We start from the raw sequence: 14522 nt of genomic DNA on the forward strand, positions 1-14522 counted from the left end.
TATGGCCTTTCGATCTGAAACTCTTGTGGGGGAGAGCCGTGGCGCGGCTCTCCCGAAGCGGGGCGGCGTGAAGCGGATTTTCGACCGCAACATTCACGCCTACCTGTTTCTGCTGCCCTGGCTGATTGGCTTTTTCGGCCTCACCCTCGGTCCCGCGCTTGCGTCGCTTTATCTGTCCTTCACCAATTACGACCTGTTGCAGTCTCCGGACTGGGTGGGGGCGGCAAACTATGTGCGCATCGCCACGGCCGATCCGAAATTCGCCGCAGCCATGCAGGTCACCTTCACCTATGTGCTGCTGTCGGTGCCGCTGAAGCTGATCTTCGCGCTGCTGGTCGCGCTCGCCTTCAACCGCGGCATCAAGGGGCTGACGCTTTACCGGGCGATCTTCTATCTGCCGTCGCTGCTGGGTTCGAGCGTCGCGATTGCCGTGCTCTGGCGCCAGCTTTTCGCCTCTGACGGTCTCGTCAACATGATCCTGTGGCAGGCCTTCGGTTACGAAGGGCCGAGCTGGATTTCCAATCCGGATTATTCGATCTACACGCTCGTCATCCTGTCCGTCTGGCAGTTCGGTTCGCCGATGATCATCTTCCTCGCGGGTCTGAGACAAATCCCGCAGGATATGTATGAAGCCGCCGAAATCGATGGTGCAAGCAAGGTGCGGCAGTTCTTCCGCATTACCCTGCCGCTCCTGACCCCGGTGATCTTCTTCAATGCCGTGATCCAGACGATCGATGCCTTCAAGGCCTTCACGCCCGCCTTCATCATCTCGGAAGGCACCGGCGGGCCGATCAACTCGACGCTGTTCTACACGCTCTACCTCTATCAGGAAGCCTTTGGTTTCTTCCGCATGGGTTACGCCTCGGCGCTTGCCTGGATTTTGGTGATCATCATCTCGCTGTTCACGGCCTTCTCGTTCCTCAGCGCGAAATACTGGGTGCATTACGATGACTGACGCTGTTACCGCTCCCCGGCCCGGACAAGGCCCGCAACGCACACCGCTGAAATCGGTGATGCTCCACACCGCGCTGATCATCGCGTCCTTTGCGATGCTCTATCCGATCCTGTGGATGATTTCAGGTTCGTTTCGGCCGCAGGACGAGCTGTTCGGTTCTTCCTCCCTCATTCCCTCGGCGGTGGATGTCGGCGGATATATTCGCGGCTGGACCGGGCTGCAGGTGAGCTTCGGGCAGTTCTTCTGGAACTCCTTCTTCATCTCGGTGCTCGCCACCATAGGCAACGTGGTCGGCTGCTCGCTCGCCGCCTTCGCTTTTGCCCGGCTGCGTTTCGGCGGGCGCAATTTCTGGTTCGCGCTGATGCTCGGCACCCTGATGCTGCCCTATCACGTCGTGCTCATCCCGCAATATATCCTGTTTCTGGAAATGGGCTGGGTGAACACATCGCTGCCGCTGATCGTGCCGAAATACCTCGCAACTGACGCCTTCTTTATTTTTTTGATGGTGCAGTTCTTCCGCGGCATCCCGCGTGAGCTGGACGAGGCGGCTGTCATGGATGGCTGCTCGCCCTTCCGCATCTACTGGAAGATCATGCTGCCCCTGTCGCTGCCGGTGCTGGCGACGGCCGCCATCTTTTCCTTCATCTGGACCTGGGACGATTTCTTCGGTCCGCTGATCTATCTGAACGACATCAACACCTACACCGTGCAGCTCGGCCTCAGATCCTTCGTGGATTCCACCGGCAGCTCGGACTGGACGTCGCTTTTCGCCATGTCCAACCTTTCACTGGTGCCGGTCTTCCTGTTCTTCCTGTTTTTCCAGCGGCTGCTGATCGAAGGCATCGCCACAACGGGAATGAAACGCTGAACGGAACCCGCATCGGGAACGCATTTTAAGACAATCAACACTGTCGCTGCCGCCCCGCATGCGACGCGACAGTCGGGAGAAACAGCATGGCAAGCAGCATTACGCTCGAAAAAATCGTCAAGCGGTTCGGCGCTTTTCCGGTCGTTCACGGCATCGATCTGAAAATCGAACCGGGTGAATTCACCGTTTTTGTCGGCCCCTCGGGCTGTGGCAAATCCACGCTTCTGCGCATGATTGCCGGGCTGGAGGAAATCTCCGAAGGCGATCTTCGTATCGATGGCGAAAGGGTCAATGAAACCGCCGCCTCCAAGCGCGGCATCGCCATGGTCTTCCAGTCCTATGCGCTTTATCCGCATATGAGCGTCTACAAGAACCTCGCTTTCGGTCTGGAGACGGCAGGCTACAAGAAACCGGAAGTCCAGGCGCGGGTGCAGAAAGCCGCCGATATCCTGCAGATCGGCCCGCTTTTGCAGCGCAAGCCGAAGGCGCTTTCGGGCGGCCAGCGCCAGCGCGTCGCCATCGGCCGCGCCATCGTGCGCGAGCCGAAAATCTTCCTGTTCGATGAGCCTCTGTCCAACCTCGATGCGGAACTGCGCGTGCAGATGCGCGTCGAAATCGCCAAGCTGCACCAGACGCTCGGCAGCACCATGATTTATGTGACGCACGACCAGGTGGAGGCCATGACGATGGCCGACAAGATCGTCGTGCTGCGCGACGGCCGCATCATGCAGGTCGGCCGTCCGCTCGATCTCTACAACAACCCGGCCAACCAGTTCGTGGCCGGTTTCATCGGCTCGCCGAAGATGAATTTCCTCTCCGCCAAGGTGGCTTCAGGCGATAGTTCCAATCGCACCATCGAAGTCGCCGGCCAGCGCATCGTGCTGGAAAAACCGGTCGCCGCGCAGCAGGGCGAACCGCTCACCTTCGGCGTGCGCCCGGAACATGTGAACCCGCAGGCGCAATCTTCGCTCGGCGAAGCTTCGATCCAACTTGTGGAGCATCTCGGCGGTTCGACGGTGGTTTACACCAACACCCCGGACGGCCAGGCCGCCACCGTGCTGCTGGACGGCCAGCGCCATATCCGCATCGGCGAGACCATTCCCTTTGCTTTCGATCTTTCGAAGACGCATCTCTTCGGGGCGGATGGGCGGCGGATATGAAAACGAGTGGGTGAGCTGTCTCACCATAGGGGGCTAACGAAGTCCGCAAAGCTTGCGTTTGTCATCCTCGGGCTTGTCCCGAGGATCTACAACGTATTGATTTTATTAAACATTATTAGATCACCGGCACAGGGCCGAGGATGACGTCGCGTGCGAGGTTGCAATCGTGCACTAGTCGGCCACTCTGTGGCCGGCGAGTATCTCGCTTAGCGTCACCGCATCTTCCGCAAACTGTCCGATGTCATCATCCCTGACGAATTCCAGCATCGCATAGGCCGGTTTCGTCCATTCGCTCTCCGGCAAAGCCTCAACGCACGCCCGCCAATACTCCGCGCGTTCGTGAAGCGGCAGGCGGCTGGCGTCGGCGAGCCACGCGAAGACATGCAGATGGCAGATGCGTGGGCCGAGTGCGGATATTTCCGCGAGTGCGTCTTCCAGCGGCAGACCGGGGGCGGGTTGCCAGTAGAAAAAGAGGTTGGGCATCGGTAAATCCTGCATGAGTTGCAAGGCCGAGGGCAGGGTGTCCGTCAGTGAGTTGGGGTGATATTCGAGGCCGATTGTGATGCCGTAGTCGTTCGCCCGGCGGGCGATTGTCGCCAGCGCTTCCGTTGCCGCGCGGCGTTCGTCAGGGGAGTAATCGGCAGATGGGCGTCTGCGGCTGCCGGGCCAGATGCGGATATGGCCGGCGCCGAGGGCCTTTGCCGTTTCCAGCACGGCGGTCACATCTTCCGGCGCAAAATCCGGTGCAAAGATATAGGAGCCGTAAGAGGAGACGGAGAGGCCGGCTTCCGCCGTCCGCGCCGCCACATCCCTTGAATTGGCAAGGTCGCCGGGCGGCACATGGATATCCGCACCCCATTCGATGGACCTGATGCCGTTTGCGGCGGCAAGCTCGATGACGGCCTGTGGCGACAGGGAACGGAAGGTGACGGAGCAGAGGCCTGGCTCGAAAAATCTCATGCGATCAGTTCCAGATGTTCCGGCCGCACCTGTTGTTGCAAGGGTGCCGCGCGGCAGAAGCGTTCGATTTCGGCAATCGCCATGTCGCCGAGTCTTGCGCGTTCAAGGCCGGTGGCGCCGGCGATATGCGGCGTCAGGAACACGTTCGGCAGGCTGTAAAAGGGCGAATCCGGCGGCGGCACTTCCGGGTCGGTCACGTCGATGACAGCCTCGATGCGTCCGGTTTTCAGTTCGGCCAGAAGCGCGTCTTCATCCACCAGCGCGCCGCGCGCCGTATTGATCAGGGTCGCACCATCCTTCATGCGGGCAAGCGCTGCCGCGCCGATCATATGCCGCGTCTGCGGCAGGGAGGGTGCATGCAGCGAAATGACATCGCTCACCGTCATCAGCTCCTCGAGCGACACAAGCTGCACGCCGAGCTTCTCCGCCTCCGCAGGGCTTAGAAGCGGATCGAAAAGGATGAGGTTGAGATCGAAGGGCTGCAACAGATTGATGACGCGACGTCCGATGCGCGATGCGCCGACGATGCCGACCGTCAGGCCGAGATTGCCGATGGCCTGCGCCTGCAATCGCTCGACAGGGGCGCGGTCGCGATGCTCCAGATAAAGGCGTCGGAAGCCGAAGGTGCGCTTGCCGGCCAGCAGGATCATCGCCAGCGAAAATTCGGCGACCGGCTGCGCATTCGCCTCGGCCGCGCTGCACACGGTAACGCCGCGATCGAACACCGCTTGCGACAGGAAATATTTGACCGTGCCGGCGGCATGGGAAATCAGCCTGAGGCGCGGCATCAGCGCCAGCTCCCGCGCGCCGATATCCGGACAGCCCCAGCCGGTCAGAAGAATATCCGTCCGCGCCAGCTGCTCTTTCACTGCGGGATCGTGGAAATCGAAGATCCGCCCCGTGTCGAGAATATCGACGCTGTGCGACAGCCTTTCGAGCGCCTGCGGTGTCAGCACATGCTGGGTTCGCTCCGGGTCCATGGCAAGGCTGAGACGCGGAAGCGGGCTCGTCATTGCGGCTCTCCTGTTGCCGCCATGCTGCTGACCGGAACGCCCCGTTCCGCAAACAGGCGGTCGAGCGTCTCCATATCCGGAAGTGCTGGGCCCGTCGACAGCGCTGTTTCGCTTTCTGGCCCGGTCACCCCGGCAAAGACCGCGCAGGCAAGCAGGGTTTCTCCCGCCGGAATCTCGCCCCGCAGTTGCGGCACCGTGGTCTTGGCGTTGATGAGATTGGTGTTGGGCAGCGCCTTCAGCGCCACGCCGTGGCGGGTTATGCTGGAGCCGAGATCGACAATGGCGGATATGTCCGTGCCGCAATCGGCGGTCGCCCGGCCGGTCTCTTCGCGCACGACATCGCGGTCGCCATCGTTGCGGTTGATCGCGAAGCCGCCTTCAGTCACCAAAAGGGCGCGGGCGGAGGTGATCCGGTGCAGCCTGATATGCCAGCCGCCAGCCGCAACCAGCGTCGTTTCAACCGCCACATCCGGGAACGGCTTCCATGTCGCCCGCAGGCTTTCCCCGGCCAGCAGGACCTTCTCGTTGGTCTCGCGCACGCGGTAGTGCAGGCCGTCTTCGGAGAAGGCCAGCATATTGTCGAAACCGTTGGTCCTGAAACCGCGTTCGTCCACTTCGACGCCGAAACCGTAACGGGAGGAATAGGCGAATTTGGCATATTTCTCAGGTCCGCCGCGCATGGAGAGGTTTTCCTGCCCGCTGGAAAGCGCCGTGACATTGCCACTGGTCCGCATCATCACCATGCCGGGGTGAATGAGCGCCTTTGGTTTTGCCGATGTTTCAGGCTGCTTTTCCTCCGCCTGCCAGAAGGGGTGGCTTTCCGGCAGCGCGAGCGGCAGGAAGGCCTTGAAGGCCCAATAGGGCGAGCCCGCCGAATTATAGCTTTCCGACATGGTGAGCTGCGGATAGGCATAACCGATGAAAAGCACGCCGTCGCGGTCGGCAATCGGCTTTTTCGCCCACCAGCGCAGATGTTGCAGATAAAGCCCCTTGATCTCGCCCCAGGGCAACGCCTCCTCATCGGCAAAGGCGAGACCCGCCCAGAAGCCGCCGCAGGCAAAGCGGTAGGTCATGGAGCGGCCGAAGGCGAGCGTGCCGCCATCCTCATCGAACCAGCTGGCGAAATCGCCGGCGAAGAGCCGCGCCCGCTTCCGGTAGCGTGCGGCGTAGGCATCGTCAGGCTTGCTGAGTTTCGCGTAGATCAGGCCGTAAAAATGCATGGCGAAGGCGATGTAATGGTCGATGCGGCGGTAATTGCCATCGCGATACCAGCCGTCGGCGATATAGAATTCGTCCAGTTCCTTCTGGAATGTCTGGGTCAGGCTGCGGTCGAAATCGATGCCGAGATGATCCAGCGCCATATCGACCATCACCCGGAAGAACTTCCAGTTATTATCGGCGTAATTGCGCTCGCGCGCCGTCAGCAGATAGCGGCGCACATTGTCTTTCTGCGCGTCGGATAGCGGTTCCCACAGGTGCTGCGGCGCAAGCCGCAGCGCAAAACCGAGGGCGGCCAGTTCCACCAGCCGCTGATCCTTCTGGCGTACGTCGCCCCAATATTCGGGATGGGAAGGGTCGGTGCCGTTGGCTATTCCCCGTGCCAGAAGCGGCCAATGGTCGAAATGATCGCCGCTCAGCGCAAGCGGCGCGATGCCCCAGAGCGGCCGGGCAAAACCTTCCAGATCGGCCGCCGCCCGGTCGAAATGCGCGGCGGTGCCGCTCAGCGTCACTCTTGCGCCGCCCGGTGAAAAATGGGCAAGAAGCGGCGCAAAACTGTCATCCAGCGCCCGCCGGACATCGGCGCGGCTTTTGAGCGGATTGCCGTGCAGCGGATTGAATCTGGCCATGGTGAGCTTATTCATGGTGTCATGCATCGCGTGCCGCCTTTCCCGTCTTTTTCGCCTTACCGGCCGTCTGTCCTTCCACCAGCTGCACGCCGAGCTGCACCTGGCGGGCATTGGCGGAAGGTTCCGTCAGCCGTCGGCGCATCAGCTCCACCGCCTCGCGGGCGATTTCTCGACGGTCGACGCGGATGGTGCTGAGACGGGGGGTGGAGAGCTCGGCAAAGGGCAGGTCATCGAAGCCGATAATGGAAAGATCGTCCGGCACGGCGAGGCCAAGCTCCTGCGCCGCCCCCAGCGCCCCGAGCGCAATCGCGTCATTCATGCAGAAAATGCCGGTGAGTTCAGGGTTTTTGGCCAATAGCTGGCGAACCGCGTCGCCCGCCTGTCCGAAGCCGCTATCCGCCGTCGAAAGCAGAAACTCCTCATAGGTCGTTCCCTCTTCCTCAAGGATCGTGTGGCGGAAGCCGCGCATACGCTCCCTTATGGTGTGGCGATGATGCGGGCCGATATAGGCGACCTTGCGGTGACCCAGTTCCAGCAGCCGCCGCGCCGCCAGCGCGCCGCCGTAAAAATTGGAAGGCGAGACGCAATCCAGCATCATCGAAGGATCGGCGCTGTTGACCAGAACCGGTTGCAGCACCCCCTGCGTGATGCGGTGGATGATTTCATCCTCGGGGTCGAGGCCTATTGCGAGAAGGCCGTCCACCTCGCAGACCCGCTGGGTCAGCGCGTCATCCACCTGTTTCTGGTGCAAAAGCCGGATGTCGAGTTCGAAACCATCGGTCTGGGCAAGGCTGCGCAGCATGTCGAAAATATCGTGATAAAAAGCGCCGATATCGCCGGTTGCCCTTTCGGCCGACATGAGTGCGAGGATTTTCTTGCCCTCCAGCGGCACGCCGCCGGTCTGGTTCGCGACCGGTCGCAACGGATAGCCAAGCTCCGCCGCCACCCCCAGAACCTTGGTCTGGATCGACGCGCTGATACCTTTCTCTCCCGCAAGAACGCGCGAGACGGTGCTGATGGAAACGCCGGCGCGCTGGGCGATATCCGACTGGCGCGGGCGGCTGATGTCGGGCGTATCGTTCATATCGTCTCCTGCGCTTGCAAAAAAATCTAATATGATGCAAATATTGCAAACAAAGAAAATTTGCAAGAATTTAAGTAGTCAGTGAAAAATTTGCAAAACGCGGGAGGAGCAGATGCAAACTATCGACAGACGTGGATTTTTGGTGACGGCGGCGCTGGCCGGTCTCGGCGTGGTTGGTCTTGGTGCAGTGGGGGGCGGTTTTCGCGCGGCCGCGGCTGAGACCCGGCTTCGCTGCGTATGGTGGGGATCGGCCGACCGCAGCAAGCGCACCAACGACGTGATCGCCCTTTACCAGAAGGCTAACCCGCAGACGGAGATCAGCGGCGAAATGATCGCCGGTTCCGATTACTGGACCAAGCTTGCGACATCGATGGCGGGGCGCAACGTCGCCGACATCTTCCAGCTCGAACCTTCCACCATTGCCGATTATTCCGGCCGTGGCGCCTGCATGGAGCTGGACCAGTTCGTCGGCAAGTCGCTCGATCTTTCCACCTTCGGCAAAAGCGAGGTCGATCTCTGCCGCATCGATGGCAAGCTTTACGGCGTCGGCCTCGGGCTGAATTCCTTCTGCATGATGTACGATGCCGATACGCTGAAGGAAGCCGGCGTTTCCGTGCCGCAGGAGCAGATCACCTGGAAGGCGCTCTCGGAACTGGCGCGCGATTTCAAGAAGAACGGTCCGGCAAAACGGAACTATTGGGCGGTGCCCTATGGCGCGCGTTATCATTATGTTTTCGATGTCTGGCTGCGCCAGCGCGGCAAGCTGCTGTTTCAGGACGGCACCATCGGCTTCAACAAGGAAGACGCCAAGGAATGGTTCGCCTATTGGGAAGACCTGCGCGAGAACAAGCTCTGCGTTTCCGCCGATATCCAGACGCGTGACGACAACACCATCGAATCCAACGCCCTGACGCTCGGCAATTCTGCCATCGGTTTCGCCTATTCCAACCAGCTTGTCGGTTATCAGAAGCTGAATAAACAAACGCTGTCCATCGGCATGCTGCCGGGTGAGGGGCCGGGCAAGCCGACCGGGCATTATTACCGGCCGGGCCTCATCTGGTCCATTTCGTCCACCTCGACCAATGCGGAAGCGGCCGCGAAATTCATCAACTTCTTCGTCAACGATCTGGAAGCCGGCAAGGTGCTCGGCGTCGAGCGTGGCGTACCGCCGGCCAAGGTCGTGCGGGAAGCATTGCTGCCGAGCCTCAACGAGACCGAGCGCAAGACGGTGAATTATATCGAAAGCCTGTCGGGCAAGCTCGATTCCTATCCGGAACCCGCACCGATCGGCGCCAACGAGTTCGACCGTGGCGTGATGCGCCCCATTGCCGATTCGCTCGCCTTCGGCCGCGCCAGCGTGGATGAAGCGGCGCAAAACCTCGTCGACACCGGCACGCGGACCCTGCGCAAGCGCGGCTGACGACGAAACGGGCACCGCCGCACGGTATCGAGACCGTGTGGCGGTGCTCTTTTTTGTGAAGTGAGTGGGGTGGATGGCGCTTCACGCCTTTCAAAAGCGACTGCGTGACAAACAGCACTGGACAAGTGCATGGCATTTAAGCCAGAAATTCTGATCTGGATCGATAAATCTGAAGATTAGAATATGGCGCCCAATTTCCTCCTCGTTGATGCTGAAAAAGAATTCGATGTCCTGAAAGCGGCGGCGTCGCTGATCCGCGTGCAGATATTGAAGCTGCTGCATGAGGCGAGCGGCCTCAACGTCAACGAAATTGCGCAGAGACTGGAACTCCCCCAGTCCACCGTTTCCGCCGGCGTGGCCGTTCTCGAGGAAGCGGGGCTGCTGCGAACCGAAACGCGCAAGGCGCGCAAGGGCAACCAGAAAATCTGTTTCGCCACCTGCGACGAACTCATTGTTTCCTTCCGGAAACCCGAGGCGCCGGCCGCATCGAATTACATCGCGGTCGCCATGCCGCTCGGTCTTTACACCCAAAGTTCGGTAACCGCGCCCTGCGGCATCTGCTCGCCGGAGGGCATCATCGGCCTGCTCGATGTGCCCGATACATTCATGGATCCGGACCGCATGAAGGCGGCGCTGTTGTGGTTGACCTCCGGCTTCGTGGAATATCAATTTCCCAATAATGCCAAGATTCAGGGGCGGGAAGTCGAGGAAATCGAGTTTTCGATGGAGGTCAGCTCCGAAGTGCCGGGAACGCACAGCAACTGGCCGTCCGATATTACGCTATCCGTCAACGGCCGGGAAATCGGGGTCTGGACCTCGCCCGGCGACTTCGGCGACAAGCGCGGCGCGTTTACGCCGGACTGGTGGAAGCTCTCCGGTTCCCAATATGGCATGCTCAAGACCTGGCGCATCACCGCGCAGGGAACCTATGTCGACGGAACCCGGATTTCGGATGTGACGCTGGCGGATATCGATCTGACCAGCCACCGTTCCATCCGCTTGCGCATCGAGGTCAAGGCCGATGCAAAACATCCGGGCGGGCTGAATATCTTTGGCCGCGGCTTCGGAAATTACGATCAGGACATCGTTCTGCGCCTGCGTACCGCAGGCTGATCCAGCCAATTTTCAAAAGTATGATTTTCGCGGTTGACAGGCGCGGATTCCCTCGGCAACTATATTATCAAATATGGTTTATATCATATTTTGAGATATAAATGCGCAGGGGAGGAGAGCCTTATGAAAGCGCGGGTTTCAGTCCACCGGGACTTCCGGATTGGGCGTATCGACGATCGTCTTTATTCCGCCTTCATCGAACATATGGGGCGTGCCATCTATGGCGGCATCTATGAGCCCGGCCATCCGCAGGCGGACGAAAACGGCTTCCGCAGGGACGTTCTGAAATTCGTGCAGGACCTGAAAATTCCCGCCATTCGCTACCCCGGCGGCAACTTCGTTTCCGCCTATCGCTGGGAAGACGGCATCGGGCCGCGCGATCAGCGCCCCATTCGTCTCGATCTCGCATGGCGCTCCAGGGAAACCAACCAGATCGGCATCAACGAATTCGCCGACTGGGCGCAGATGGCCGGCATCGAGATGATGCTCGCCGTCAATCTCGGTTCCCGTGGTCTGGATGATGCCCGTAATTTCCTCGAATATGTGAATTTTCCGGGCGGCACCACGCTCAGCGATCTGCGCCGCAGTCACGGCACTGAAAAGCCCCACGGTGTTAAAATGTGGTGCCTCGGCAACGAGATGGACGGTCCCTGGCAGATCGGTCACAAGACGGCGGTGGAATACGGCCGTCTGGCCAATGAAACCGCCAAGGCCTTCAAGGGTTTCGATCCGACGATTGAAGCGATTGTCTGCGGCAGTTCCAATGACGGCATGCCGACCTATCCCGAATGGGAGCGCGAGGTGCTGGAGGAGTGCTATGAGAATGTCGACCACATCTCGCTGCACAAATATTTCGGTAATAACAGCCGCGACACGCTGAATTATTTCGGCAAGATCGAGGAAACCGGGCGCTATATCCAGACGATTGCCGGGGTCATCGATTACGTGAAGGCCAAGAAGCGCGCCAAAAACGAGGTCTCCATCTGCTTCGACGAATGGAACGTCTGGTATCACATCCGCGAAGAAGACGGCAAACGCATCAAGAGCTGGGACTGGCCGGAAGCGCCGGCACTTCTGGAAGAGACCTATAATTTCGAGGACGCGCTTTTCGTCGCCGGCCTTCTCAACGAGTTCATCCGCCGTTCGGACCGCGTGCGCATCGCCTGCATCGCCCAGCTCGTCAATGTCATCGCCCCCATCCGGGCGGAAAAGAACGGGCCGGCCTGGCGGCAGACGATCTATTATCCCTATCAGTTCGCCTCGCTTTATGGCCGTGGCGTCGCACTGAATGTTGCGGTCGATTGCCCGACTTACGATTGCAACGCGGCCGACGACGTCAAATATCTCGATGTTGCCGGTGTTTATGACGAAGCGGAAGGCGTCGTGACGCTGTTCGTGCTCAACCGCCATCTGACAGAAGCGGCGGAGATCGATGTCAGCCTCACCGGCTATTCATCCGCCACTCTCAGCCTGCATCTTGCCATGGCGGGATATGATCTGCGCCTCGGCAACGGCCCGGATCAGCCGGATCGCGTCGTGCCGGTGCCGGGCAGCGGCGTCGCCGTGGAGGACGGGGCGCTGAAGGGTTCGGTGCCTGCGCTGTCCTATCATGTGCTGCGGCTGAAGGTTCAGTGAGGCGGCCATGGGTGTCCGTCTCAACAATGTCGCCAAGTCCTTCGGATCTTTCGCGGCGATCCGGGATGTTTCGATGGAAATTCCAGCCGGCAGCTTCGCGGTTTTCGTGGGGCCTTCCGGCTGCGGAAAATCCACCCTGTTGCGCATGATCGCCGGCCTTGAGGAAACCAGCGGCGGGCGCATCGCCATCGATGAGCGTGATGTCACCGCGGTCGAACCGGCGGATCGCGGCGTTGCGATGGTGTTCCAGAACTATGCGCTCTATCCGCATCTGACGGTGTTCGAGAACATGGCGTTCAGCCTGCGTCTTGCCCGCCGGCCGAAGGCGGAGGTGACGGAGAGGGTGGGCGAGGCCGCGCGCATCCTCCAGCTTGAGGAGCATCTGCACAAACGGCCCTCGCAGCTTTCCGGCGGCCAGAGGCAGCGCGTGGCCATCGGCCGCGCCATCGTGCGGCAGCCGAAGGTATTCCTCTTCGATGAGCCGCTGTCCAATCTGGACGCCGAACTGCGTGTGCAGATGCGGCTGGAACTGACCCGGCTTCACCGCAAGCTGGGCGCGACGATGATCTATGTCACGCATGACCAGGTGGAAGCCATGACGCTTGCGGACAGGATTTTCGTGCTGAAGGGCGGCATCGTGCAGCAGGCGGGGGCGCCGCTCACCCTTTACGACGATCCGGACAACCGCTTCGTGGCCGGGTTTATCGGATCGCCCGCGATGAACTTCCTGCGGGCAGATATCGTCTCCCAGGCGGATGGCATCGTGACGCTCGCGCCAGAGGGCGGGGCGGGGCATCTCAGGGCCCGGCTTGCCCAGTCCGTTTCCCCCGGCCAGCGGGTCGAAATCGGAATTCGGCCGGAGCATCTGACGATTGCGGAACAGGGCGCCCTGCCGGTCGTCGTCGAGGTCGCGGAAGAGCTAGGCGATCTTTCCTACCTCTATACCCGCACCGGAGCCGGGAAAGAAATCATCGTGCAGCGGCAGGGCACGCGGGAAAGGCTGGATGGCCGGTCGGTATCGCTTACCGCCTCGCCCGACCATGTCCTTGTCTTCGACGATGACGGCAGACGGTTGCGATAGGCGCGAGGAGGCGTCTTTCGAAACAGCAAACCATCCCTCGACGGGATGTTCGATCAAACGGGAGGAGTGAACGATGCGACTGATCAAGACATTGCTTGTTGGTGCGGCTCTGGGTCTCAGCGCCCTGCCGGCTCTCGCGAAGCAGGATATCATCTGGTGGGACTTTCTGTCGGGCGGTGACGGCGTGCGCATGAAGGCGTTGATCGATGCCTTCAACAAGGAACACCCGGACATCCAGATCAAGGGAACGACGCTCGAATGGGGCGTGCCCTTTTATACCAAGGTGCGCACGGCTTCCGCGGTGGGTGAGGGGCCGGATGTCATGACCTATCACCTGTCACGCGCGCCGCTCGGCCTTGAAGAAAAAGTGCTGAGCGAAATCACCGAAAAGGATCTCGAGGATGCGGGGCTGAAGACCGGAGACTTCTTCAGCGCACCCGTGGAAGCGGCCACCCAGAACGGCAAACTCTACGCCGTGCCGTTCGATATCCATGCGCTTGTCCTTTATTACAATGCCGATCTTCTCAAAGGCTCGCCCTATCTCGATGCCGAGGGCAAGCTGACCGGCATCAAGACGATTGAGGATTTCGAGAAGGCGCTGGCCTGGGCGAAGGACAATGGCGTTGAGACGCCGATCACCTATCAATCGGGTGGCGAAGGCGGGGTGTGGCGCGTCTTTTATACGCTGCTGTCGCAACAGGGCGGCGAACTCGTCACCGAAAAGGAGGTTCTCGCCGGCGACAATGCTGAAAAGGCGGCAAAGGCCATCGAGACCATGTCCAGATGGCGGGAAAACGGCTGGGCCCCCGAACAGGCGGAATATGAGGCCTCGGTGGCGCTGTTTTCCGCCGGCAAATCCGCGTTCCAGCTGAACGGCGTCTGGGAAGTTCCGACCTACAAGGATCTGGAAAAGAACGGCAAGCTCGGCTTCAAATGGAGTGCGGTGGAAGTGCCGCCCCTGATGGGCAAGCGCGCCACCTGGGCGGATTCCCATGCCTTCGCCATTCCGAATGAAGGTGACAAAACGGTCTCCGGCGAAAAACGCGCCGCCGTGATGAAGGTGATCGGCTGGATGGAAAAACACGCCATCAGCTGGGCCGATGCCGGGCATATTCCGGCCTACAAGTCCATCACCGAAAGCAGCGAATACAAGGCGATGCAGCCGAATGCCACCTATGCCTCGCTGGCGGAAGCGGCGGTGTTCGATCCGAAGACCACCATAACCGGGGTCGCTTCGCCCGCCTATGATGCCGCTCTCAACGTCATCGCCCCTGCCATTCAGGGCTTCATGAGCAGCACCGACGCCGTGGAGCAGATCAAGGATGAGCTGCAGGGCAAGCTCAGGTAATCGGCAGCCTGCCCTCCGGTTTGAGCCCGGAGGGCAGA

The 14522-nt window shown here is 60.5% G+C and carries 12 protein-coding genes; 8 read left to right on the forward strand and 4 right to left on the reverse strand.

The window, feature by feature from the left end; translation table 11 throughout:
• Nucleotide 1: 1 nt before the first annotated feature.
• The 3 genes from EM858_RS17930 (at nucleotide 2) to EM858_RS17940 (ending at nucleotide 2983) form a co-directional block, all read left to right on the forward strand.
• Nucleotides 2–955, forward strand: coding sequence for a sugar ABC transporter permease (locus EM858_RS17930; protein WP_003520181.1), 954 nt, complete (start codon nucleotides 2–4; stop codon nucleotides 953–955).
• Nucleotides 948–1823: a carbohydrate ABC transporter permease gene (locus EM858_RS17935; RefSeq protein ID WP_127757510.1), complete on the forward strand. Its 876-nt coding sequence runs from the start codon at nucleotides 948–950 to the stop codon at nucleotides 1821–1823. Before EM858_RS17930 ends, EM858_RS17935 begins: the two co-directional genes overlap by 8 nt.
• Nucleotides 1824–1909: 86 nt before the next feature.
• Nucleotides 1910–2983 carry an ABC transporter ATP-binding protein gene (locus tag EM858_RS17940; protein WP_127757511.1) on the forward strand — a complete coding sequence of 358 codons (1074 nt, stop codon included), beginning with the start codon at nucleotides 1910–1912 and terminating at the stop codon, nucleotides 2981–2983.
• A gap of 171 nt (nucleotides 2984–3154) precedes the next feature.
• On the opposite strand, the gene EM858_RS17945 is transcribed toward EM858_RS17940, so the two are convergent.
• The 4 genes from EM858_RS17945 to EM858_RS17960 are packed head-to-tail and all read right to left on the reverse strand — an operon-like array spanning nucleotide 3155 to nucleotide 7887.
• Nucleotides 3155–3943 carry a TIM barrel protein gene (locus tag EM858_RS17945; RefSeq protein WP_127757512.1) on the reverse strand — a complete coding sequence of 263 codons (789 nt, stop codon included), beginning with the start codon at nucleotides 3941–3943 and terminating at the stop codon, nucleotides 3155–3157.
• Nucleotides 3940–4956, reverse strand: a complete 1017-nt coding sequence (locus EM858_RS17950) for a hydroxyacid dehydrogenase (protein ID WP_127757513.1) — start codon at nucleotides 4954–4956, stop codon at nucleotides 3940–3942. The genes EM858_RS17945 and EM858_RS17950 overlap by 4 nt, the downstream gene beginning before the upstream one ends.
• A complete protein-coding gene (locus EM858_RS17955) occupies nucleotides 4953–6830 on the reverse strand; it encodes a DUF2264 domain-containing protein (protein WP_127757514.1) in 1878 nt (625 codons plus the stop codon). Before EM858_RS17955 ends, EM858_RS17950 begins: the two co-directional genes overlap by 4 nt.
• Entirely contained in the window at nucleotides 6823–7887 is a 1065-nt protein-coding gene (locus tag EM858_RS17960) for a LacI family DNA-binding transcriptional regulator (protein ID WP_065656075.1), read from the reverse strand. The genes EM858_RS17955 and EM858_RS17960 overlap by 8 nt, the downstream gene beginning before the upstream one ends.
• 112 nt (nucleotides 7888–7999) lie before the next feature.
• On the opposite strand from EM858_RS17960, the gene EM858_RS17965 reads away from it, so the two are divergent.
• From EM858_RS17965 to EM858_RS17985, 5 genes are all read left to right on the forward strand, one after another.
• Nucleotides 8000–9307 (forward strand): ABC transporter substrate-binding protein, encoded by a 1308-nt coding sequence (locus EM858_RS17965; protein ID WP_127757515.1) that lies wholly within the window; start codon nucleotides 8000–8002, stop codon nucleotides 9305–9307.
• 183 nt (nucleotides 9308–9490) lie between these two features.
• Entirely contained in the window at nucleotides 9491–10420 is a 930-nt protein-coding gene (locus EM858_RS17970; protein WP_065656073.1) for a transcriptional regulator, read from the forward strand.
• A gap of 123 nt (nucleotides 10421–10543) precedes the next feature.
• Nucleotides 10544–12055 carry an alpha-N-arabinofuranosidase gene (locus EM858_RS17975; RefSeq protein WP_127757516.1) on the forward strand — a complete coding sequence of 504 codons (1512 nt, stop codon included), beginning with the start codon at nucleotides 10544–10546 and terminating at the stop codon, nucleotides 12053–12055.
• A gap of 7 nt (nucleotides 12056–12062) precedes the next feature.
• A complete protein-coding gene (locus tag EM858_RS17980; RefSeq protein ID WP_080820842.1) occupies nucleotides 12063–13136 on the forward strand; it encodes an ABC transporter ATP-binding protein in 1074 nt (357 codons plus the stop codon).
• A gap of 73 nt (nucleotides 13137–13209) precedes the next feature.
• Nucleotides 13210–14484, forward strand: coding sequence for an extracellular solute-binding protein (locus tag EM858_RS17985; RefSeq protein ID WP_127757517.1), 1275 nt, complete (start codon nucleotides 13210–13212; stop codon nucleotides 14482–14484).
• Nucleotides 14485–14522: the final 38 nt, after the last annotated feature.

Origin of the sequence: Agrobacterium sp. CNPSo 2736, assembly GCF_004005385.1 — a bacterium.
GTDB classification, from domain to species: domain Bacteria; phylum Pseudomonadota; class Alphaproteobacteria; order Rhizobiales; family Rhizobiaceae; genus Agrobacterium; species Agrobacterium leguminum.

Coding starts and splice junctions, on each gene's coding strand:
- EM858_RS17970 (WP_065656073.1), top strand. CDS start 9,491: ATGGCGCCCAATTTCCTCCTCGTTGATGCTGAAAAAGAATTCGATGTC.
- EM858_RS17940 (WP_127757511.1), top strand. CDS start 1,910: ATGGCAAGCAGCATTACGCTCGAAAAAATCGTCAAGCGGTTCGGCGCT.
- EM858_RS17950 (WP_127757513.1), bottom strand. CDS start 4,956: ATGACGAGCCCGCTTCCGCGTCTCAGCCTTGCCATGGACCCGGAGCGA.
- EM858_RS17975 (WP_127757516.1), top strand. CDS start 10,544: ATGAAAGCGCGGGTTTCAGTCCACCGGGACTTCCGGATTGGGCGTATC.
- EM858_RS17955 (WP_127757514.1), bottom strand. CDS start 6,830: ATGCATGACACCATGAATAAGCTCACCATGGCCAGATTCAATCCGCTG.
- EM858_RS17965 (WP_127757515.1), top strand. CDS start 8,000: ATGCAAACTATCGACAGACGTGGATTTTTGGTGACGGCGGCGCTGGCC.
- EM858_RS17935 (WP_127757510.1), top strand. CDS start 948: ATGACTGACGCTGTTACCGCTCCCCGGCCCGGACAAGGCCCGCAACGC.
- EM858_RS17930 (WP_003520181.1), top strand. CDS start 2: ATGGCCTTTCGATCTGAAACTCTTGTGGGGGAGAGCCGTGGCGCGGCT.
- EM858_RS17985 (WP_127757517.1), top strand. CDS start 13,210: ATGCGACTGATCAAGACATTGCTTGTTGGTGCGGCTCTGGGTCTCAGC.
- EM858_RS17960 (WP_065656075.1), bottom strand. CDS start 7,887: ATGAACGATACGCCCGACATCAGCCGCCCGCGCCAGTCGGATATCGCC.
- EM858_RS17980 (WP_080820842.1), top strand. CDS start 12,063: ATGGGTGTCCGTCTCAACAATGTCGCCAAGTCCTTCGGATCTTTCGCG.
- EM858_RS17945 (WP_127757512.1), bottom strand. CDS start 3,943: ATGAGATTTTTCGAGCCAGGCCTCTGCTCCGTCACCTTCCGTTCCCTG.